Source organism: uncultured Cloacibacillus sp. (assembly GCF_963926575.1).
GTDB classification, from domain to species: Bacteria; Synergistota; Synergistia; order Synergistales; family Synergistaceae; genus Caccocola; species Caccocola faecigallinarum.
The window spans coordinates 59,648-80,341 of sequence record NZ_CAWUXW010000003.1 but is presented as its reverse complement, the minus strand read 5'-3'; the positions used below and the strand labels follow the sequence as shown (position 1 = coordinate 80,341).

General features: G+C 59.3%; 22 protein-coding genes and 1 pseudogene. 3 read left to right on the top strand and 20 right to left on the bottom strand.

What is annotated here, in order from left to right; all coding sequences use genetic code 11:
• Window positions 1-75 precede the first annotated feature (75 nt).
• Window positions 76-297, top strand: coding sequence for a DUF3343 domain-containing protein (locus tag ABGT66_RS05420; RefSeq protein ID WP_300263898.1), 222 nt, complete (start codon window positions 76-78; stop codon window positions 295-297).
• Window positions 298-312: 15 nt separating this feature from the next.
• Here the strand turns inward: ABGT66_RS05420 and ABGT66_RS05415 are convergent, their stop codons facing one another.
• Both ABGT66_RS05415 and ABGT66_RS05410 read right to left on the bottom strand, forming a co-directional pair.
• A complete protein-coding gene (locus tag ABGT66_RS05415) occupies window positions 313-570 on the bottom strand; it encodes a hypothetical protein (protein WP_303147529.1) in 258 nt (85 codons plus the stop codon).
• 6 nt (window positions 571-576) lie between these two features.
• Entirely contained in the window at window positions 577-1,998 is a 1,422-nt protein-coding gene (locus ABGT66_RS05410; protein WP_346689351.1) for a chloride channel protein, read from the bottom strand.
• Between the two features lie 59 nt (window positions 1,999-2,057).
• Between ABGT66_RS05410 and ABGT66_RS05405 the strand changes: the two genes are divergently transcribed.
• Window positions 2,058-2,642, top strand: a complete 585-nt coding sequence (locus ABGT66_RS05405) for a hypothetical protein (protein ID WP_346689349.1) — start codon at window positions 2,058-2,060, stop codon at window positions 2,640-2,642.
• A 6-nt stretch (window positions 2,643-2,648) separates the two neighbouring features.
• On the opposite strand, the gene ABGT66_RS05400 is transcribed toward ABGT66_RS05405, so the two are convergent.
• Together ABGT66_RS05400 and raiA are read right to left on the bottom strand one after the other, a co-directional pair.
• Complete coding sequence (locus tag ABGT66_RS05400; protein WP_300263905.1) at window positions 2,649-3,698, bottom strand: AbrB family transcriptional regulator; 1,050 nt, start codon at window positions 3,696-3,698, stop codon at window positions 2,649-2,651.
• A gap of 211 nt (window positions 3,699-3,909) precedes the next feature.
• Window positions 3,910-4,452, bottom strand: a complete 543-nt coding sequence (gene raiA, locus ABGT66_RS05395; RefSeq protein ID WP_294193934.1) for a ribosome-associated translation inhibitor RaiA — start codon at window positions 4,450-4,452, stop codon at window positions 3,910-3,912.
• A 264-nt stretch (window positions 4,453-4,716) separates the two neighbouring features.
• On the opposite strand from raiA, the gene ABGT66_RS05390 reads away from it, so the two are divergent.
• Window positions 4,717-5,886, top strand: coding sequence for a pyridoxal phosphate-dependent aminotransferase (locus tag ABGT66_RS05390; protein ID WP_346689347.1), 1,170 nt, complete (start codon window positions 4,717-4,719; stop codon window positions 5,884-5,886).
• Between the two features lie 90 nt (window positions 5,887-5,976).
• On the opposite strand, the gene ABGT66_RS05385 is transcribed toward ABGT66_RS05390, so the two are convergent.
• The 16 genes and pseudogenes from ABGT66_RS05385 to ABGT66_RS05310 all read right to left on the bottom strand — a co-directional run bounded on the left by ABGT66_RS05385 (window position 5,977) and on the right by ABGT66_RS05310 (window position 20,686).
• Complete coding sequence (locus ABGT66_RS05385) at window positions 5,977-6,726, bottom strand: DUF4241 domain-containing protein (RefSeq protein WP_346689345.1); 750 nt, start codon at window positions 6,724-6,726, stop codon at window positions 5,977-5,979.
• Window positions 6,727-6,748: 22 nt separating this feature from the next.
• Entirely contained in the window at window positions 6,749-7,795 is a 1,047-nt protein-coding gene (gene tsaD, locus ABGT66_RS05380; RefSeq protein WP_346689344.1) for a tRNA (adenosine(37)-N6)-threonylcarbamoyltransferase complex transferase subunit TsaD, read from the bottom strand.
• Window positions 7,795-7,998 carry a hypothetical protein gene (locus ABGT66_RS05375; protein ID WP_346689342.1) on the bottom strand — a complete coding sequence of 68 codons (204 nt, stop codon included), beginning with the start codon at window positions 7,996-7,998 and terminating at the stop codon, window positions 7,795-7,797. The genes tsaD and ABGT66_RS05375 overlap by 1 nt, the downstream gene beginning before the upstream one ends.
• Window positions 7,980-8,531: a hypothetical protein gene (locus tag ABGT66_RS05370; protein WP_294193926.1), complete on the bottom strand. Its 552-nt coding sequence runs from the start codon at window positions 8,529-8,531 to the stop codon at window positions 7,980-7,982. The genes ABGT66_RS05375 and ABGT66_RS05370 overlap by 19 nt, the downstream gene beginning before the upstream one ends.
• A 79-nt stretch (window positions 8,532-8,610) precedes the next feature.
• Window positions 8,611-10,266, bottom strand: coding sequence for a murein biosynthesis integral membrane protein MurJ (gene murJ / locus ABGT66_RS05365; protein ID WP_346689340.1), 1,656 nt, complete (start codon window positions 10,264-10,266; stop codon window positions 8,611-8,613).
• Window positions 10,267-10,459: 193 nt separating this feature from the next.
• Window positions 10,460-11,200: an LPS export ABC transporter ATP-binding protein gene (gene lptB / locus ABGT66_RS05360; RefSeq protein WP_294193925.1), complete on the bottom strand. Its 741-nt coding sequence runs from the start codon at window positions 11,198-11,200 to the stop codon at window positions 10,460-10,462.
• The gene (gene lptC / locus ABGT66_RS05355) at window positions 11,201-12,241 is read right to left on the bottom strand and encodes an LPS export ABC transporter periplasmic protein LptC (protein WP_346689338.1); all 1,041 of its coding nucleotides are present in this window, start codon (window positions 12,239-12,241) and stop codon (window positions 11,201-11,203) included.
• A gap of 89 nt (window positions 12,242-12,330) precedes the next feature.
• Entirely contained in the window at window positions 12,331-13,191 is an 861-nt protein-coding gene (locus tag ABGT66_RS05350; RefSeq protein ID WP_346689336.1) for a hypothetical protein, read from the bottom strand.
• A 3-nt stretch (window positions 13,192-13,194) separates the two neighbouring features.
• Window positions 13,195-13,794, bottom strand: a complete 600-nt coding sequence (pyrE, locus tag ABGT66_RS05345) for an orotate phosphoribosyltransferase (protein ID WP_346689335.1) — start codon at window positions 13,792-13,794, stop codon at window positions 13,195-13,197.
• Window positions 13,794-14,501 (bottom strand): orotidine-5'-phosphate decarboxylase, encoded by a 708-nt coding sequence (pyrF, locus tag ABGT66_RS05340; protein ID WP_303147550.1) that lies wholly within the window; start codon window positions 14,499-14,501, stop codon window positions 13,794-13,796. The genes pyrE and pyrF overlap by 1 nt, the downstream gene beginning before the upstream one ends.
• A gap of 111 nt (window positions 14,502-14,612) precedes the next feature.
• Window positions 14,613-15,917, bottom strand: a complete 1,305-nt coding sequence (locus tag ABGT66_RS05335; RefSeq protein WP_300263934.1) for a dihydroorotase — start codon at window positions 15,915-15,917, stop codon at window positions 14,613-14,615.
• Window positions 15,917-16,843: an aspartate carbamoyltransferase catalytic subunit gene (locus ABGT66_RS05330; RefSeq protein WP_294193939.1), complete on the bottom strand. Its 927-nt coding sequence runs from the start codon at window positions 16,841-16,843 to the stop codon at window positions 15,917-15,919. The genes ABGT66_RS05335 and ABGT66_RS05330 overlap by 1 nt, the downstream gene beginning before the upstream one ends.
• Before the next feature lie 13 nt (window positions 16,844-16,856).
• Window positions 16,857-17,408 (bottom strand): bifunctional pyr operon transcriptional regulator/uracil phosphoribosyltransferase PyrR, encoded by a 552-nt coding sequence (gene pyrR, locus ABGT66_RS05325; RefSeq protein ID WP_294193919.1) that lies wholly within the window; start codon window positions 17,406-17,408, stop codon window positions 16,857-16,859.
• Between the two features lie 360 nt (window positions 17,409-17,768).
• A pseudogene (locus ABGT66_RS05320) lies at window positions 17,769-19,047 on the bottom strand (APC family permease).
• A gap of 119 nt (window positions 19,048-19,166) precedes the next feature.
• A complete protein-coding gene (locus ABGT66_RS05315; protein ID WP_346689332.1) occupies window positions 19,167-19,868 on the bottom strand; it encodes an isochorismatase family cysteine hydrolase in 702 nt (233 codons plus the stop codon).
• A 59-nt stretch (window positions 19,869-19,927) separates the two neighbouring features.
• Window positions 19,928-20,686 (bottom strand): SDR family oxidoreductase, encoded by a 759-nt coding sequence (locus tag ABGT66_RS05310; RefSeq protein WP_346690445.1) that lies wholly within the window; start codon window positions 20,684-20,686, stop codon window positions 19,928-19,930.
• Window positions 20,687-20,694: the final 8 nt, after the last annotated feature.

Below are 20,694 nucleotides of genomic sequence, written 5' to 3'. Positions count from 1 at the left end.
CGCCCGCTTGTTTATAATAACCGAAAGATGTGGTAAAAATATGTGGATGGAAGTATTTCCGCGGAGGGATGCAGTATGGAATGTCTCGCAACTTTCGACACTACGCACATGGCGCTCTTCTTTGAGAAGGCGTGCCGCGCCTCGGGGCTGGACGTGAAGATCATCCCCGTGCCGCGCCAGATTTCGGCGAGCTGCGGCCTCGCGTGCAGCTATCCGTGCGGCGAGCGCGGCAGGGTCGAGGCGGTCGTCGCCGAGAAGGCTATTGAAGTTGCCGAATATCACGAGCTCGCCTCTTAGGGGCGGGCTTTTTTATTATTCCTCGTCGGGCGGGTCTTCGCGGAAGTATTTGTGCCAGAAGAACCAGCTCATGAAACGCCACAGAAGGTAGCCGAGGCAGACGACCGATATCGATATCCAGAGCAGCCCGCCGTAGCTGGAGCCTATGCCGCCGAGCGCGGCGCTGCCGGCGCGGCGCGTCTCTTCGCTGCCGGGGCCGAAGAATTTCCATATCCACACCATCAGTATCGCCGCGGAGAGCGCGGTGAGTATCATGTTAAGGGCTTTGCGCATCGTTTTTCAGCGCCTCCTTTCTATTATCCTGCTTACGAATCTTTCGAGATAGAATTTTATTATGCGGCGCAGCGATATGCTGTCGAAGCGGCGGACGAGCTGCTCGCCGCGCTCCGTGCGCCGTATCGAGAAGGCGCGCGACTTGGGCGAGAGCAGCACCTGCGTTGGGTAGAGGCTTCTGTGGCCGACGACGAGGTACGATACCGCGCAGGCGACGCCCGCGAAGGCCGCTATCTGCGCGCCGAAGAGCTCCATTGCGAAGAGCGTGCCTGAAATCGGCGTGTTGGTCGAGGCAGCGAGCACCGCGCATACGCCGAGCGCCGCGCAGAACGACGGGTCGAGCCCCGTTATCATCGAGAAGAGCAGCCCGGACGACGCGCCGATGAAGAAGGTCGGCGTTATCTCTCCGCCGCAGCCGCCCGCGGCGAGCGTTATGCCCATCGCTGCGATTTTGACGGCGAAGCCTAGCGGCAGGCTCTCCTCCCCCGCCACCATCGCCCAGATAGTGTCGCTGCCGAGACCGAGGAATTCCCCGCCGAAGAGCAGCCCTATCGCGAGCAGCAGCGCCGCGCCCGCGACGGGGCGCTTCCACCCCGTCACGCCGAAGCGCGCGAAGGTCTTCTGCGCGAGGTGGATTCCCTCGATGTTGGCGATTGCGACGACTCCGAAGAATATCCCGCCGAGCAGCGACGCGGCGAGCGCCCACGGCCCGAGCTCCGGTACGGCGACAGCGATGTTGACGCCGTGGCCCGCGCCCATAGCCGCCGCCGTGAAGTAGCCGACTATGCCGCTGATAAGCGACGGGAAAAGCACGTCGTAGAATATCTGTCCGACGAAGAGCACCTCGACGGCGAAAATAGCGCCCGTCACCGGCGTGCTGAAGACGGCGCAGAAGCCCGCGGCGATGCCGCATATAATAACCTTTTTCAAATCCGATTCGTCGAGGTTGAAAATTTTGCCGATGACGTAGGAGACGCCGGAGCCTATCTGCGCGCAGGGCCCTTCGATGCCGACGGAGCCGCCCGACGAGATAGTTACGATTGTCGCCGCTATCTTGACCGGCACAGCCTTCACGTCGATGACGGTGCGGCGCTTGTTGTGAATAGCGTCGATGACCGCCTCCGTGCCGTGGCCAGCGGACTGCGGCGCGAGCAGCCGCACGAGGAAGTAGCTGACGATAAGTCCGGGGAAAAGCAGAAGATAATGCAGCCGTCCGAGCGCCGCGGCCTTGTCCATGCTCCAGCGCAGCGCGAGCAGAAATCCGCCCGCCACCAGGCCGACGGCGAACCCCGTCACGATTGCGAGGACGACCCACTTCGCCACCGCGCAGATGAGCCATACCTCGTCGCGGACGATGTCCGCCCCGTCCGGTTTTTCAACGTCTATACGCACCGCGTTGCCGGTTTCTTTATTATTCAGCCCGTCCATAGCGCATCACCGCATGACATTCTAGCATAAGGCGCGCCGAAATACTGTATAATACGCACATGAAAGAGAAAACGTCGAACGCATTGCAGAAAATCGCAAAATATCTGATATTCGCCGGAGTGATAGCGTCGTTCTTTTTTATCGGCTGGCGCATAGTCACGAAGGGAGAGTACGAAAGGCGCGAGCTCGCGCAGTGCGAGGCGCTCGCCGTCAGCGCCGCCTTCGCCGTCTGCGACGCGCTCGACAGCCCCGCGCTCGCCGCCCACGTGCGAGAGAACGGCGCGACGGAATTCATCATAGACCACATGAAGATGCCGGGCCACAACGTCGTGGCCGTAACGATAACGCCCGAGGCCGAGGGCTTCGCCGTACACGCGCGCGCCGAGACAAACTGGAACTCCCGCAGCCCGCAGAAATACGAATTTACCGCGGTCAAGGGCGACGGCAGCGTTGACTATCCGAAAGAAAACGCGGCGGCGAAAGCCTTCCTTGCGCTCAACGAATACGGCGACCGCGCGACCGAAAAGCGGCTGACCTTCACCTTTCCGCACGATCTGAACTGCCCCGTCCCCTTCGACGTAATCGCAATAAAAGCAAACGGCCTGCACGAAACCCCGCTGACAATCCTGCGGCCCGTGAAGTAGGCGCGCCTAGAATAATTTAGCTATCTGATAACAAATCTGCGGGAATATCGACGCCGCCATCAGCATTCTGAAAATCTGCATGACGACGAGCGACGGGCTGTTTACCCCGATGTCCGCCGCGATGAGCGCCATGTCGCTCGCGCCCGCCGGGGTCATCATGAGCATAGCTTCCTTGAACGGGATGTGGAATTTCTTCCAGAGGATATGGCCCGCGATATAGGCGTTGACCATATAGGCCGCGACTATGATAATCGCGGGGACGATGAGCAGCGGAATGTTGCGCAGGGCTTCCGCACCTATGGAACAGCCGATGTACGTGCCGGAAAGCACCTGCGCGAAGCGCTTGAACCAGCGCGGCAGCGCGGCGGGAATCCCGGCCATTTTCAGCGCGAGCGTGCCTATTATGGAAAAGAGCAGAGCGCCCGCGGGGACGTGCAGCCGGAGACCGGCGTAGCCGCAGGCGAGCGCCGTGCCGAACGCAGCCGCCGCGGCCTGCGGCGTGAGCTTGTCCTTGCCTCCGCCGCCGCTCTCCGCAGCCGCCGAGGGAGAGACCTCGCCGGCGCAGTTCTTCCTGCGCCCCATCCACGATATCCAAAGAGGGAAGAAGCCGATGCCGACGCAGAGGCGCACGAACTGGAGCACAACGACCTCCGCAACGTCGGCGTGCATATCGAAGGCGATCAGCGGCACGTCGCTCATGCCGCCCGGCACGGAGCACAGCAGCGCCGTGATGGCGTCGAGAGAGGTGAAATGATAGAGCACGAAGCCGAGAACAATGTTGAGCGCGAGGAATCCCGCGATGACGATGGCGGCGGGCAGGCTGATATATTTCAGCGCCATAATGTCCTTCACGCTCACGGAGCAGCCGATAAAGGCCCCCGCCGCAACCTGCGCGATGAACTTCGCGGTAAAAGGCATCTCCGCCATGCCGGTCGTCAGCGACAAAGCGACAGTGCCGCAGACCGCACCGATAAGCATCCCGCCTGGGACCTTCAGCTTAAAAAATATAAAAGCGACGGCAAAGCCGACGCAGAAAGTCAGCAGCACATTCTCCATAAAACGATTCCCCGTCCCGCATTCTTCTTCATAAACAAAAGCGGCGCCGCTCCGGGCTCCGCCGTCTCCCTATTATAAATCCAAACCGCCCGATACATAAGCGCCGGACGGGGGATTTTTAAGAGGCATGCCACACGCAGCAGAAAAAGCCCCTCCTTGCGGAGGGGCTTTCGTTTCAGCTGTAATTGTGCGGCGCGGAGGCCGTTTATGTTTATTTCGGTTCGAGGAGGCCGTAGCCGCCTTCTTCGCGGCGGTAGACTACGTTTATCTCGCCCGTTTCGTCGTTCTTGAAGATGAAGAAGGAGTGTCCGAGGAGATCCATCTGCATCGTCGCCTCGAGCGGCGTCATGACGTCGACGGAGAATTTCTTTCTCTTGACGATCTCGTGCGGCTCTTCCTTTTCAGGCGCGGAGGCGGCTATTATCTCGGGGTCTATGTCGAAGGAGACGTCCTGAACTTTCATGCGCGCCCTGTCGGTGAGGTAGCTCTTGTGCTTCTTCACCTGGCGTTCTATATTTTTCAGCGCCTTGTCGAAGGCTTTGCGCAGATCCGGCGCGTAGTCCTCGCCTCGCATGATGACGCCGTTTACGTTTGCGGTTATTTCTACCACGTTCATGCCCCGCTTATAGTTGAGCACGACCTGAGTGTCAAGGATACGGTCGAAGAATTTCTCAATCTTGACGAGCTTCTTCTCCATGTAGTCCTTAATATCTCCGGGGAGTTCGACATTGCGTGTAAAGAAACGTACTTCCATAGCAACTCCTCCATTCGTTATGTTGCTTGTGTTTCTGGTAACTGACTATATTTTATCATGATATTCAAATCTGCACAAATGAGGAAATTATGTAAACATCTTTCACAAATTCGCGCGGCAAAGCTGATATTTATGATTCATTCAAAAGTAATACAGACCGAAGCATTGTGGCAAAAAGAGGCGTGTGCTATTATAATAGCAGTATTTACGCGTTTTGCCGCGAATCACAATAAACTTGTCATTTAAGATAAGGAGGATATAAAAGTGAAGTTTTCAAAGAGAATCTTAAACGTGGCCCCGTCCGCCACCGTCAGCATTTCAGCCGCGGCTAAAAATATGAAAGCCGAGGGCAAGCCCGTCCTTTCGTTCAGCATGGGAGAGCCGGACTTCGGCTCGCCGAAGGCCGCGAACGACGCGGCGATCGACGCCATCAAGCGCGGCGAGTCGCACTACACGCTGAACACCGGCATCATCGAGCTGCGTAAAGCCGTCTGCGACTATTACAAAAACCGCTTCGGCCTCGAGTACACGCCCGCCGAGGTAATCGTCGCCGCGGGCGCGAAGCCTCTGCTCTACGAGGCTATGGAGGCGCTCGTCGACGAGGGCGACGAGGTCGTGCTCTTCGCGCCGGCGTGGGTCAGCTACGTCGAGCAGCTGCACATGGCGGGCGGCGTCGAGAAGGTCGTCGACACGATGTCGACGGGGCTCATCCCGACGAAGGAGAAGCTGCTCGAAGCGATAGGGCCGAAGACGGTCGGCATAGTCGTCAACTCGCCGTCGAACCCGACCGGCGCCATTTACCCCGAGGAGACGCTCCGCATGATCGCCGAGGTCGCGATTGAAAAAGACCTCTGGATAATCTTCGACGAGATGTACGAGCGCTTCGCCTACGCGCCCGCGAAGCACGTCAACATACTCAACGCCTGCCCCGAGGCGAAGGACCGCGTGATAATCGTCAACGGCGTCAGCAAGACCTACGCTATGACCGGCTGGCGCATCGGCTACGCGCTCGGGCCGAAGGAGATAATCGCGAAGATGGCGACGCTTCAGACGCACCTGACCTCGAACGCCAGCTCTATCGCGCAGTGGGGCGCTTACGGCGCAATCACGGGCGCGGAGGAGGACGTCGAGAAGATGCGCGCCGAGTTTGAGAAGCGCCGCCGCGTCATCGTCGATATGATAAACGACATCCCGGGCCTCAAGGTCCGCGAGCCCGAGGGAGCTTTCTACGTCTTCGCCGACGTCACCGGCTGCCCCGTGCCCGACGACATGAAGTTCTGCGAGATGCTGCTGAACGAAAAATACGTCGCCGCAGTCCCCGGCACGGCCTTCTTCGCGCCCGGCTACATCCGCCTCTCCTACGCCTGCTCGATGGAGAACATCAAGGAAGGCATGAAGCGCATGAAGGAGTTCGTCGAAGGGCTGAGCAAGTAAGATTTACCGACAAGCCGTAAAAAATACGCCCGAGGCCGGATTTCGGCTTCGGGCTGTTTTTATGCGCTTCCGTATGAATGACGGGCGGGGCTATTCTTCAGCTTCATCTTCCCCGCCGTCGTCTTTGTATTCCTCTTCCACGTCGATGAAGTGGATGTAGACACCGCAGACTTTTCCGTCCGCGTCGTATCCGAAGTAGACGGGATAGACGCCGTCGCCCCAGCCTGATTGGAAGATTGGGAAATTGAGATCAGTTCCGGGGACGGTCCAGTTGAGCCAGTCGCCGTACTTGCTCTGGTATTTCGGGTTCGTTTTGGCGTTTTCTTCAAGAAGGTCACAGAAGAGGTCGTTGTAGTAATCTATGTCCTCTTCTTCCGCTTCGCGCTTTTTCCAATATTCAAAGAACACGTCGCGAGTCTGCACGTCCGCGACGCAGCCCATTCCAGCATCGACGCAGAAGCCGAAGAATTCATCCTCTTCAATTTCGTCAAGCTCTTCGTCGCCGCATAGGCCTAGCTCGTAACGCACGGGCTTTGCATCGCTTACCGCGACCTTGACGCAGGCGTAGCGGTCGCCGTATTTTTCGCTCGGCACGACGCATATCGTAACTGGGTATCTCCCCGACGGAATCGTCTGAATGTATGGGCGCGCGCCGTCGAGGTCCACCAGCGGGTCGCAGGCTATGACCTCCCCGCTCGGGAAGCTGACGGAGCCTATTTCAAGCGTGTCGACCGGCGTTCCGCCGATTTCCTTCTCGGTGAAGTAGGCGTCCAAATCTTTCTTGCAGCGAAGCTTTTCTTTCACGGCTTCGTATTTTTCGAGCCATTCTTTGGAGGGCATCTTTATCCGTCCTTTCCTTTATTTACCAGACGCTCCACGACGGGTTCGGCGAGAGTGCGAGCGTCGAGCGGTTTCCGCGCATGTAGGAGGCGTACCCGGCTGCGGCTATCATCGCGGCGTTGTCGGTACACATCGCGCGCGGCGGAAGGAAGAGCTCCACGCCGCGCTTCTGCGAATAGTCCGTGAGCGCGGCGCGCAGCGCGGAGTTTGCGGCGACGCCGCCCGAGAGCGTGACGCGGCGCACGCCGGTGTTCTTTATCGCGAGCTTGAGCTTCGAGAGCAGACTTTCGACGACGGCGCGCTGGAAGGATGCGCAGACGTCGGCGAGCGGAAATTCGCAGCCCTCGGCCTTTTCCTTTTCTATAAGCGTTATCGCGGCTGTTTTGAGGCCGCTGAAGCTGAATTCGATCTCCTTGCTGCCCGCGAGCGGTATCGGGAGCGTGAAGGCCTGCGGATTTCCCTCCGCGGCGAGGCGGTCTACGACGGGGCCGCCCGGGTAGCCGAGGCCGAGGACCTTCGAGACCTTGTCGTATGCCTCGCCCGCGGCGTCGTCGCGCGTCGAGCCGAGCAGCTCGTAGTCGCCGAAGCTGCGCACGAGGACGACCTCAGTGTGTCCGCCCGAGACTATCATCGAGATGAAGGGCGGCTCGGGCACGGGGCGTTCGTCGCCCTCTTTGCGCGCGACGTTCGCGAAGATGTGGCCCTCGAGGTGGTTGACGCCGATGAGCGGCAGGCCCCAGCCCTGCGCGAGCGCCTTCGCGGTCATGACGCCGACGAGCAGCGAGCCCATGAGCCCCGGCCCGGCCGTTACGGCGATGAGGTCTATTTCATCGCGCGGCGATGAAATCCCCGCTTCGTCGAGAACCTTGGCGAGGAGCGGCAGTATCGCCTCCTGGTGCATGCGCGAGGCGAGCTCCGGCACGACGCCGCCGTAGACGCTGTGCGAGTCTATCTGGCTGGAAATCGCGTCCGCGACTATGCGCCCTCCGTCAACCGTGACGGCGAGCGCCGTGTCGTCACAGCTCGATTCTATGCCTAATGTTACAAAACCTCCGTGCTTTGCGCCCATCAGTGCGAGCAGCCTCCGCAGCAGGAGCAGTTTCCGCCCGAGCACGAAGCGCAGGCGGCGCCGCGCTTTTCGCCCTTGACGTGTATCAGCACGCGGCAGCGGCAGCGCGGGCATTTCTCGGCGTACGTCTCGCTGTCGAAGACGAGGCCGCACTCGACGCATCTATATGTGTGTTCCGGTTCTTTTATTTCGGTACTGTCCATAACGCAGAGTCATCTCCGTATCCTATCGGTATTTCCTTGCCCTTCTTGAGCTCCTTGGCGGGCACGACGAAGGCGAAATATCCCGTCTGGTCCGAGCCGAGCTCGCCGAAGGGGTTCGTCATGCTCGGCGAGAGCACGTCGTCCTCCGTCACATGGTATCCGCCGACGAAGAGCTGCGCGGGGTCGAACGTCCACGGCTTGTAGGTCTCGACGTGCGCGATGAAGAGCGCCTTGCCGCGCGTGCCGTCGCTTCCGTAGTACTGCGCCATCTGCTTCGCCCAGTCGCTTATCGAGAAGTCAAGCGTCAGCGCGTTCGCGAGCTTCTTGTCGACGTAGATTATCTGGAGCGCGCCGCGCGCGCCTATCACCATATCGCCGAGCCTTTCGCCCTCGACCCAGACGCTCGTCTGGCGCGTGTCGAGCAGCTCGGAGGCTTTCACGTCGCCCGGCTCGCGCTCGCGCGCGAAGGCGGCGGAGGCGAAGAGCACGCAGAGCGCCGCAAAGGCGGCGAAGAGGAATTTTTTATTTTTCACAGCCGTCTCCCCCAATTACAAATTTCGCGGCCTTCGGCAAAAAGGCCGCGCAAGGATATTTTACACCAGAAAGAGGCCGTCAGCCCCGCTTTTTGAACGCGCCGCGGATCCACTGCCATTCGGGGCAGCGCAGCGCGAGCGTGGAGGCCGCGTATATCGCGCCGCCGCCCGCCGTCGCGGCGAAGAGCCACACAATCCTCAGGCCGAGGCCGCCCGTGTCGGGATAGGGCGCGAAGCGTTTGAAGGCGAGCAGAGCCGCGGACATCGCGGCGAGAGGCAGGAGGACGCGCCAGAGCCACGAAAGCTCGAAAATTTTCAGCCGTTCGCCGATGTTGCGCGAGAGCTTATAGGCGGCGAAGAGGCTCGCCGTCGTGAAAGCCGTCGCCGAAGCCGCGGCGAGGCCAGCGTATGCGAAATGGCGCATCAGCGCGACGCTCGCGGCGAGGTTCACGGCGACGGTCACGCCGGTCACGAGCACGGCCGTGCGCGGCATGCGGCGCGCGTATATCGCGCGCATTATGACGGTGCTGCTCGCCATGCCCGGAAGGCCGAGCGCGTAGAGCGATAGCGCCGTGCCGGTCGCGTGCCACGCCCATTCCGAGAAGGCGCCGCGGAAGAAGAGCAGGTGGACGACCTCGTGCGACACTATGCAGAGCCCCGCCGCGACGGGAAGGACTACGAAGAGGTTGAAGCGCATCGCGCCGCGCACGAAGTCGCAGAAGGAGGCCGTGTCGTTCGGGTCCTGCCGCGAAAGGACGGGCAGGACGGCCTGCGAAATAGCTATAACGAAGAGGCCGAGCGGCAGCTGGAGCACGCGGTCGGCGTAGGTGAGCACCGATATGGAGCCGCCGTCGAGGAATGAGCCGAGCATACGGCTTATGACGGGGTTGAGCTGGTTCAGAGAAAGCCCCGCCGCGTAGGGCAGGAAGAGCGCCATCATGCTGCGAAGCTGCGGGTCGCCGAGGCTCGGCCTGCGCGGGCGCAGCGTGAATTTCAGACGCGAGCACCAATAGACCTGGAGCAGCATGTGGAAGGCCCCGCCCGTCAGCACCGCAAAGGCGAGGTTCCACACCGACAGATGGCTCTTCGTCGCGAGCAGGAAGATGATATAGGCGAGGTTGCTGAGCGCCGGCGCTATCGCCGGAATGAAGAAGCTGCCGAGGCTGTTCAGCACGCCCATAGCGAGCGCGCCGACGGAGACGAGCATCAGGAAGGGGAACATCATGCGCGTCAGCGTCACGGCGACGGCGCGTTCCTCGGGCGCGAAGCCGGGGGCCATGATGTTGACGAGGAAGGGCGAAAGTATAATCCCCGCCGCGACGACTGCGCTGCATCCGAAAATCAGTATCGTCAGCGCTTCGTCGGCGAGCCGCTTCGCGCTGTCACGCCCGTCGGATGCGAGCGTGCGCGAGAATACGGGGACGAAGGAGGCCGAAAGCGCGCCCTCGGCGAGAAGCTGGCGCGAGAGGTTCGCGAGCGTGTAGGCGACGAAGAATGCGTCGAGCTGGCGCGTCGCGCCGAAGAGCGCCGCCGTCAGCATTTCGCGCACAAGGCCGAGGACGCGGCTGACGAGCGTCCCCGCCATCATGCGCATAGCGTGGAATACCATGCCGGAGAGCGCGTCGGGGCGCTTCGCCTTTTCCGCGCGGTTCTTAGCTTCTTCCGCGCTTTGGGGCGGCGCGTAGTTTTTCGGCTTCTCGCCGGATTTATTGTTTTTTATGGAATCGTCGCGCATAGTATCAAATCACACCGTAACATATATACTCGTTCAACTATTTAAGAAAAACGTCCCGTAATCGTCACTCCGCTGACGAGAATGCCGTTTTGCTTGTCAAGTTCAGTTACTATAAAAATAAAAACGGCTCAGGACGAGCCGCCGTTTAGCCGATGTTTCCCGCCTGACGGAAGCGCGTATCTCCGCGCGGCGGTTACCAGCTGAAATCTTTCCCGAGGTAGAGCTCCCTCGCCTTGACGTTGTCGGCTATCTCCTCCGGCTCGCCCTCGAGGAAGACCTTGCCCTCGTATATGAGATACGCGCGGTCCGTTATCGAGAGCGTCTCGCGCACGTTGTGGTCGGTGAGCAGGATGCCGTAGCCGCGTTCCTTGAGGTCGCGGATTATCGACTGTAGGTCCGCGACGGCTATCGGGTCGATGCCGCTGAACGGCTCGTCGAGCAGTATGAAATGCGGCTCGAGCGCGAGGCAGCGCGCTATCTCGACGCGGCGGCGCTCGCCGCCCGAGAGAGAGACGCCCTTCGTGTCCTGAAGGTGCTTGAGGCCGTAGTCGTCGAGCAGCGAGGAAATTTTGTCGCCGCGCACGTCCGCGGGGACGCCGGACTCTTCAAGCACGAGGTCGAGATTCTGGCGCACCGTGAGGCTGCGGAAGACGGAGGCCTCCTGTGGCAGATAGCCTATTCCGGCGCGCGCGCGCTGGTACATCGGCAGAGCGGAGAGCTCCTGGCCGCCGAGCCATACGTTGCCGGAGTCGGGGATGATGCGCCCGACTATCATGTAGAAGGTCGTGCTCTTGCCCGCTCCGTTCGGCCCGAGCAGCCCTATTATCTCGCCCTTCTCTATCTTGACGCTGACTTCGTTGACGACGCGCCGTCCGCTGAAGCTCTTGACGAGCTTCTCGGCGCGCAGGGTGTTGGCTGCGGCTTCGAGCGCCATCTATCTGCCCTCCACCCAGCGCAGCTCTTCGTCGCTGAGCGTAGTCTCGGAGCCTGAGGCGCGCGCCGGTTCGTCCTTTGCGGCCTCGGCCTTGGCGTCGTTCTTTGTCGCGTTTTTCTGCTTGTTGTCGGATTTTTCCTCCGCGGGCTGCTCCTCTTCCTCGACGACGAAGATTATCTGCGAGTTGCCCTTGGCCTCAATTACGCGCGTGTCCTCATGGACGACCATCGTGTCGGCCGTGACGGTCTTGCCGTCGCTGCGGACCGCCTTCGTGTTGCCGGAGACGACTATCGTGCCGCGCGCCTTGGAATACACAGCCTTATCGCCCGTCACGCGCGTCTTGAGCCCTTCGCGGTCCACGTAGTCGAGGACGACGTTGCGGTCGGCTATCATGTCGCTCAGCGCATCCTGCCCGGTCTGCGGGTCTTTGGCAAGGGTTCCTTCGACTGTACGCGCAGAGATGGCGAACTTCTCCACCAAATCTTCGTAGCGGCGCACGCCGGTGGCCCAGAATTTATTTCCGCTGCGGCGCGCCTCGTCGGCCTTGAGTATCTTCTTCTCCATCAGGCCGTCGACGCTGCCGCGCGCGGAGTAGTTCTCCGTGCCCGGCTCCCAGCGCACGTAGTCGGCGTTGAGGTAGTCCTCCGCGCCGCGCGTCAGCCGCACGCTGCCGAAGGCTTCTACAAGGCCGTCGGTGCGCTTGCTCTTGTCGCCGGTCCACGTCGCGCTCTCGGATTTCAGCGTCGCGTCCTGCGCGGGGAATTCGCCGCGGACGTTGCCGCGAAGCGTCATCATCTCGTCGTTCGTGTTGCCCTCGGCCTCGTCGCCCCATAGCGTCGAGCCCTCGCGCTTGATGACGACGTTGCCTGTCGCGCGCGCGTCGCCGGTGTTGACGTTGTACTTGATGTCGTTTGCGGAAAGGGTGGTCGCGACCTTCTTTGTCGCGGGCTTCTGCTGCGCGGGCGCGGCGAGAGCGGCGGCCTCGAGCGAGCAGAGCGCTGATACTATGCAGAGTGCGGCGAAAATTTTCTTTATCTTCATCGGAGACCTCTTTTTTCCATAAAAATAACTGCACGGCGTGTGCGCGCCGCGCTCTATATTCTACCTTATTTTTATGAATTATACATTTTTTATTTTTTGTCCGGCTGATTCTCGCCGAGGCGTGCGGCTATCATCGTCAACATGTCGTGGAAGAATACGAAGATGTCGCCGTCGCCGGAGGGCGCGGCGAGCGTGAGCCTGTTCGGGTATGCGACGGCGGCGGCGCGTATCGCCTCCGGCGTCCACGGGTCGAGCAGCAGCAGCCAGCCGCGCCGCGACGCTTCGTCGAGCGCGGCGCGCATCGCCGTTTCGTCGCCCGCGAGCCAGCCGTTCCAGACTTCGTCGGGCGGGCGCACGACGCCCGGTATCGACGAGCGTATCCAGACGCCCTCGGCTCCCGTGAGGTCGAGCAGCTTCGCGCCGCTGCCCGCGAGCATGTGGCGGCCTACGCCTATCGCGCTGTCGATGCGCGACTGGAACTCCGCGAGCCGCCGCTGGTAATATGCGTAGCTTTCGGGGTCAATTTTCGAGACGGCCTTCATTATCTCCTGCGCGACGAAGGGCAGCATCGCGGGGTCGAAGAACGCACCGCGCAGCTCGTCCTCCGTCACCTGCACCTTGTCGAAGAGCAGGCGGAGGTTTTTGTTCTTTTCGCTGATTCTGTGGCGCGCGGCGTCGGCGGCGTCGAAGGCTATGATTATCTCGCCGCGCGCGGGACGCGCGACGAGCCGCTCGCGCCCCGCCTCGTCCATGACGGAGAGCGAGCGTACTGTGGCCTGGTCGCCGCATATGAAAGAAGCGACCTCGCGCAGCCACTGCGAGGTCACGGCTATTTTAACGCGCCGCTGCGCCGCCCACGCGCTTTCCGCTCCGAGGGCGGGAAGCAGCGCAAGCAGCGCAACGAGGGCGAGCAGGAAGCGCGCCGCGAAAACGCGCGCCGCCTCGGTCATTTTTTATTTTCCGTCCGGACGGCTGCCGGGCTTCACAAGCGGAAGCCCCTCAGCGCAGAGCGGGCATTCCTCTGGCTTGTAGGTCGCGAAGCAGACCTTCACGAGCGACTTCAGATCCCAGTCGGGCAGGCACTCGGGCGCGCGGCGGTCTACGATGCAGCCGGAGCCTACCCATTCAGCGCCGCCGTCCACGAGCATCTGCGCCGATTCGCGCGACGACTTTCCGGTCGTGCATACGTCCTCGACGAGCGCGAAGCGTCTCGCGCCGGGGTGCGGGAAGCGCTTGAGGCGCATGTCGCCGTCTACGCGCTCTGTGAAGAGGAAGGGCACGCCGAGAGAGCGCGCGACCTCGTGGCCGATGATGAGGCCGCCGAGCGCCGGCGAAAGTATGAACTCCGGCTTATAGGGCGCGAGCAGCTTCGCGAGCTCAGCGCCAGCGTATGCGGCGAACTGCGGGAAGCGCAGCATCAGCGCGCACTGCATGTAGTTGTCGCTGTGGAGCCCCGAGGTGAGCTTGAAATGTCCCTGGAGATGGGCTCCGCTTTCCTTCATCATTTCGAGTATTTTCTTTGAAACTTCTTCGTTTGCGCAGCTGCAGGCCATCAGCGTGAAGCCTCCTCTAATGTCTTTAATATATCCTTTGCCGCGGCGATCGGGTCCGCGGCCTCGAGTATCGGGCGTCCGACGACGATGTAGGACGCTCCCGCCTTCGCGGCGTCCGCCGCCGTGGCGACGCGCGTCTGGTCCTCCGTGCTGACCTTCTTCGTGCGTATGCCGGGGACGATGCGCAGCAGCTTCTTCGCGCGCCCCTGCAGAAGCTCGAGGTCGAGCGGCGAGCAGACTATGCCGTCGAGCCCGGCGCGCTCCGCGGTCTCGGCGCGTCCGACGAGCGCCGCGTTCATGTCGCAGGCAGGATGCACGTCGCTCCAGAGCTCGCCTCCGAGGCTCGTCAGCACCGTGATGCCGAAGAGCTTCATCGCGCTTCCGGTCTTGTCGCGCATCGCAACGCTGCGCGCCATCATTTCATAGCCGCCCGAGGTGTGTATCGTCAGCGCCCAGAGCCCCGCCTCGGAGAGAGGCTCGACCGCCGAGGCAACGGTGTTCGGAATGTCGTGAAGCTTGAGGTCGAGGAACACGTTGTATCCGCGGGCGATGATTTCTTTAACGAACGGAAGGCCGCCCATCGCGTAGAGACGCGGCCCGATCTTCACGTAAGGCGTCGCCTTGTCCAGCCTGTCGAGGAACTCGCGCGCCGCGTCCGGCGTCGCCACGTCGAGCGCGAGGATGAGGCCGCACTGTTTTTCTTCCATAATCAATACCCCCGTAATGAGATAGCACAACGCGAGGTTGTGCTATCCGTTCTTCCTATATTATAACCGCCGCGCGCGCGATTTTGGCGGCGCGGAAAAATTTGCGGTCTCCTAGAGCTCTTCGTCGTCCTGCCAGATTTTGCGGCCTTCGACGAAGGTCATGACGGGCCAGCCGGTGAAGGCCATGCCCTCCCACGGGCAGCAGCGCGCCTTGCTCTTCCACGTCTGGCAGTCGACTATGCGCGTGCGCTCCTCGTCGACGACGGTGAGGTCGGCGGAGGCGCCCTCGGCTATCACGCCGAGCCCCTGCCACTTCTCGGGAAGCAGCGCGGCGGGCGCGCTCGTCATCTTCGTGAAGATGAGCTCGAGCGGAACCTCGGGGTGGTTCTTCGCGCGGTAGTCGAGCAGCACCGCGGCGGCGCACTCAAGCGAGGCGATGCCGAACGGAGCTTCCTGGAACGGCTCGTCCTTCTCGTCCATGTGCCACGGCGCGTGGTCGGTGACTATCGCGTCGATCGTGCCGTCTACGAGGCCCTCCCAGAGCGCGCGCTGGTCCTCGACCGAGCGGAGCGGCGGGTTGACCTTGAAGCGCGAATTGTAGCCGCTGCCGATGACGGCGTTCTCGTTGAGCGTGAGGTGATGGAAGGTCGTGTCGCAGGTGACGTCGAGCCCCGCGCGCTTCGCGTTGCGGATGAGCTCGACCGCGCCGGCGCACGAGATGTGCGTGAAGTGGATGCGCGAGCCTGTGTCGCGGACGAGCGCGATGCCGCGCGCGACGTCGATTTCCTCGGAGGCTCCGGGGATGCCCTTAAGCCCCGACATGGCGCTGACGCGGCCCTCGTGGACCTGTCCGCCCTGGAAGAGGCTTATCTCCTCCGGGTGCTCCATGACGCGCGGCAGACGCTTGCCGGTGTAGAGCAGAGCGAGGCGAAGAAGGTGGCTCGTCGCGACGGGCGAACCGTCGTCGGTGAAGAATACCGCTCCGGCTTCCGCCATCTTTTCCATCTCGCAGATTTCCTTGCCTTCGCGCTTCTTGCTGACGCAGCCCGCGGGCAGTATGCGCGCGGCCTTCGCCGCCGCGCCGTGGCTCAGCACGTACTCGACGAGCGCGGGCTCGGAGACTGCGGGCTTCGTGTTCGGCATCGCGACGAGCGTCGTGAAGCCGCCCGCGGCTCCGGCCATAGCGCCGCTCTTGAGGTCCTCGTTCCACTCGAGCCCCGGGTCGCGGAAGTGCGCGTGCAGGTCGATGAAGCCCGGCGTCAGCAGCCGTCCGTTGCCCTCGACCACCTCGGCGTCCGCGCACTCAAGGCCCGTGCCGATTTTCGCGATTTTGCCGTCCTCGACGAGGAGGCAGTCGTCTTTTATGAATTCCTTGCCGTTGAATATCTTAAAGCCTTTGAAGAGAAACTTTTCCATTATCTCGCACCTCCGCCGCAGAGATAGAGAAGCGCCATCCTCGTGGCGACGCCCGAACGCACCTGCTCCAGTATCACGCTCTGATGTCCGTCCGCAACCTCAGAGGCGATTTCGACGCCGCGGTTGATCGGGCCCGGGTGCATCGCGAGAGCGCCGGGCTTCGCGAGCTTCATGAGCTCCTCGTCAGCGCCCCACCAGCGGTGGTACTCGTCGACCGACGGGAAGAGGCCGTCCTGCTGGCGCTCGCGCTGGATGCGGAGCAGGTAGACCATGTCCGCGCCCTCGACGGCCTTGCGCGCGTCGCGCTCGTAGGTGACGCCGAGGCACTCGACCTCGCGCGGCATCAGCGTCGGCGGTCCGGAGAGGACTACTTCGCAGCCCATCGTCTTGAAGGCTATGACGTCGCTGCGCGCGACGCGGCTGTGCAGGACGTCGCCGACGAGCGCAATCTTGCGGCCCTCGAGGTCGCCGAAGTGCTTCCACGCGGTGTAGACGTCGAGAAGGGCCTGCGTCGGGTGCGCGTGAGTGCCGTCGCCCGCGTTGAGGACGATGCCGTGCTTCAGCTTCGAGGCGAGGTACTGCGCCGCGCCGACAGCGCCGTGACGCATGACGACGATGTCAGCGCCCATAGATTCGAGCGTCCACGCCGTGTCGCGCATCGTCTCGCCCTTCGCCGTTGAAGAGCCGGAGACCGACCAGTTGACGACGTCGGCCGAGAGCATCTTCTCCGCGAGCTCGAACGAAACGCGCGTGCGCGTCGAGTTCTCAAAGAAGAGGTTCACGCACATCTTGCCGCGAAGAGCCGGGACCTTCTTCACCGGCCTGTCCATAACGTTCTCCATATGACGCGACTGATCGAGGAAGAAAAGGAACTCCTCGCGCGTCCAGTTGTCAAGGTCTATGACGCTCCGATGGCGCCATGTCATCTGTCCGATTTCGTTAAGCGTCGCGCTCACAGATTACCACCTCGTCCTTTCCGTCAAGTTCGGCAACTCTAACTTCTATAACCTCGTTCTTCGAGGTCGGTACGTTCCTTCCGCAGATGTCGGCGTGAATCGGCAGCTCCCTGTGGCCGCGGTCGACGATGACCGCGAGCTGCACGATCTGCGGGCGTCCGAGGTCGACGAGCGCCTCGAGAGCCGCGCGCACCGTGCGCCCCGTGAAGAGCACGTCGTCGACGAGGAAGACGTGCTTCCCCGCTATGTCGACCGGCATCCTCGTGCTGTGGATTATCGGCTGCTCCGCGAGCGCCGTAAGGTCGTCGCGGTAGAGCGTGATGTCGAGCTCGCCGCACGGGACCTTCTGCCCCTCGGCCTCTTCGATAAGCTTCTGGAGCCTGCGCGCGATGTAGACGCCGCGGCGGTGGATGCCGACGAGCACCATGTTCTCGGTGCCCTTGTTATGCTCCACCATCTCGTGGGCGATACGGCGAACGACGCGGTTCAAATCCTGCGAATCCATAAGCTGCGCTTTTTCTCTGAGTTCCGCCATTAAAACCCCTCCTTGAAAAATTCCGGCAAAAAAATAAGACCGCCCGAACGGACAGCCTTACGCGACAAACGAACGAAGAGACGGCGACGCGGCCCACGCTCCGAAAACATGCGAAAAACCGGAAATCCGTCGAAACATACCGCGCGCCCCTCCTTTTACTCCGACTGCATGAAGTATAGCCCATTCTCTCGTTTTGTGCAAGCGATTGCAAAAATATATTTTCCGCGAAATCCCCGCGTTTCCTGAAACTTTGTAACGCACGCCGCGCCGCGCGTTCCGCCGCCCAAACGCACAAAAAACGGCGCGGATTTTCCGCGCCGCGTGGATGATAATACAAATACCAATTACTTTTTGATTTAATTATTCCGTCTGAGAATTATCAGGCGATGGTATAAACGGGCGCCATTCAGCAGGATCCGTTTTCTGCTTATACTTAGCATACACATACAAAAGAGCGCCTATGGCAAAATATATACCCAACGCACCCCATGTAGCTGCGTCCATCGCTTTAACACACTGGTACAAGCAAAAAACACAAAACAGGATTGACTCAATACCCATAAATGTTCCCCACGGGCAACTGTATGGACGAGGCCACTCGGGATGTGTTTTGCGAAGTTTAAGGAATGACAGCGCTACTGATAGATATATTATTCCTGCGGCACCGACAGTAATCGTGAATATATAGTTAATCCATGCCTCCGGCGCCATAATGCAAAAATACAACGAGCATATAAACACCAACGTGTTCGCAACCCACGGCTGTCCATACCTGTTAATCAACGCAAGCTTCTGAGGAACCTGACGCTGCACAGCAGCTCCGAACATCGTCCTGGAAGCTGCAAGCCAGAAACCAGAAAGCGTCGTGATACAAGTAATGGCACCCATGATAACTATGACCAAAGCAAGCCAATGCATTCCTAAGATATCAGCAACACGCGGGTCAACGATGTCTGCTTGGGCAATCCATTCTTGAGATACAATGCCTGCTATTCCAAGTATTGCAAGTCCATAAACAAGGAACGTACATAGGATACTGCCTATAAAACCTATTATTATTTTTTTCTTCGAGAAGTTCGATTCCTCTACCAGCACTGCAATCAAGTCAAAACCTATAAACTTGAACATCAAAAGCCCAAGTCCTGCAGAGAACCCCGCAGCGCCTTTAGGGAACCATGGAGATATATTGGACCATCTCCATTCATCGCTAAAGATAAAAATCATTGATGTTATTATAGAAATGACAAGAGTGCCCCAAAACATAATATCCTGTAATTTTGCAAGGTGTTTGATTTCCAAATTAACCATTACAAACCATATACATAATATTATGCATGCAAGGATTTTTAATCCCATAAAATCCAACGGATATAGATAGGTACGACACCATCGTCGATATGCCGATTGTGACGTTTGGCATCGCTGAAAGATACAGCAAAAACATACACCAGCCAACAAGCCAACCAAAATCCCAATTAAAGGCGTTACTTGTCCATATATTTTCACCGCCTGCATAAGGGAGCATGGCCGTCATCTCTGTATATATCAGACACAGAGGCAGTAGAATCACACCGCAGGCGAGCAGACAAATCAGAGATCCGGGTCCAGTGAGTTCAAACCAGTAGCGTATTTCAACCATCCAAGCCGCAATCATTCCGCCGGCTGCCATAGCAATAATCTGCGAAAGCGTTAACTCTTTTTTTAGAGCATTTGACATAGAGCCATACCCCCTCAAGAGAAATTAAAATTAAATTTTTACTATTCGGCGCGCCCTTCAATAAGAGCTATTGTTTCATCTGTGGATAATACATTGCAGTATATTATGTTCATAATTTTCAGCTCCATATGATGAAGTTCCATGTCAGGAGCCGCACAGCAATCTTCAACACAAATTACTTTAAAGTTATGATCGGCAAGAACTCTGACCGTACCGGCAACACACTGGTCTGTGACTACTCCGGTAACTATAATCGTATCTATTCCCATATTCCTCATAAGCTCAGAATAATTTGTCCCGAGGCTTACGCTGTCTGTAGTCTTGTTAACGACGATATCGTCTTTTTCCGGCGCTATCTCATCCATCATTGCAGCGCCATCAGAGTGAATTGGGACTAAAATATTATTCCATCCAACCGTACTCTGTACACGCGCTCTGTCAGCACCGTTCTCTTTCAATGACGCAATTCTGCCGTAAGTTACTTCTATGCCATGTTTACGGCAGCACTCTATCAATCTTTTATTATTAGGGATCGTAACATTTTCAATATAATCGAAATAATGTTTCCAACGATCCCATTCCCCCATTTGTCTAAAAAGTTCAGCGTCATAACCATCTTTGGCCAGAAAATGTTTTTGCATGTCGACAATCAGCAAAGCCGTTTTCTCTGGGACAATCTTAATCTCCGGCAGTTCATCAATTCCCTGATAATAGAAAGATACGTACTTTGGATTAGCTTTCATAATTACAAAAACTCCTTTATAAGTCTAATGATAATGCTATTAATAACAACAGAAAAAGATCAATAAAGCCCAGCTGTTTCTCCGCCGTCAATCCTTATATCAGCTCCGGTTATATACGCGGCGTCGTCGGAGGCAAGAAACGCGTAAAGCTTTCCGATCTCTTCCGGCTCGGCATGACGCTTCATCGGAATTCCTTCGTTTACCTTCGCCAACATCTCGTCCGTGTACTCCGCACGCTGCATAGGCGTGAGCACATAGCCCGGGCAGACACAGTTGACGCGGACAACTGGCGCGAGTTCGAGAGCCATGCTCTTCGTGAGGAGGATGACACCGGCCTTTGATGCGTTGTAGTCGGTGTACCAGCGATGGCCTTCCGTGCCGTTCGTCGACGCAGTCATGAGGATGACGCCGCTTTTCTGCTCAAGCATACGCTTCGCTGCCTCTTTAGCGCAGAGGAACATGCCGTTGAGGTTGATGTCGATGACCTTCTGCCACTGCTCGTAAGTAATGTCCGTGAAGTCGGAGCGGATGCTGATGCCGGCGTTCGATATAAGAACGTCTATGCCGCCGAGCTTGGCGTCCATCTTCGCGAACGCCGCCTCCACGTCCCCCTCTTTGCTCACGTCACAGAGGCTGTACCCAGCAAAGTCCGGATTCTCTGCCATTACCTTCTCGACCGCGTCTTTGTTATAGTCGACGACAAATACCTTTGAGCCATGATTAGCGAAAACCTGCGCCGTAGCAAGTCCTATGCCGCTTGCGGCACCGGTTATAAGAACTCTTTTGCCTTTCAGCTCTTCATAACGCGCCACATACATCATCTCCT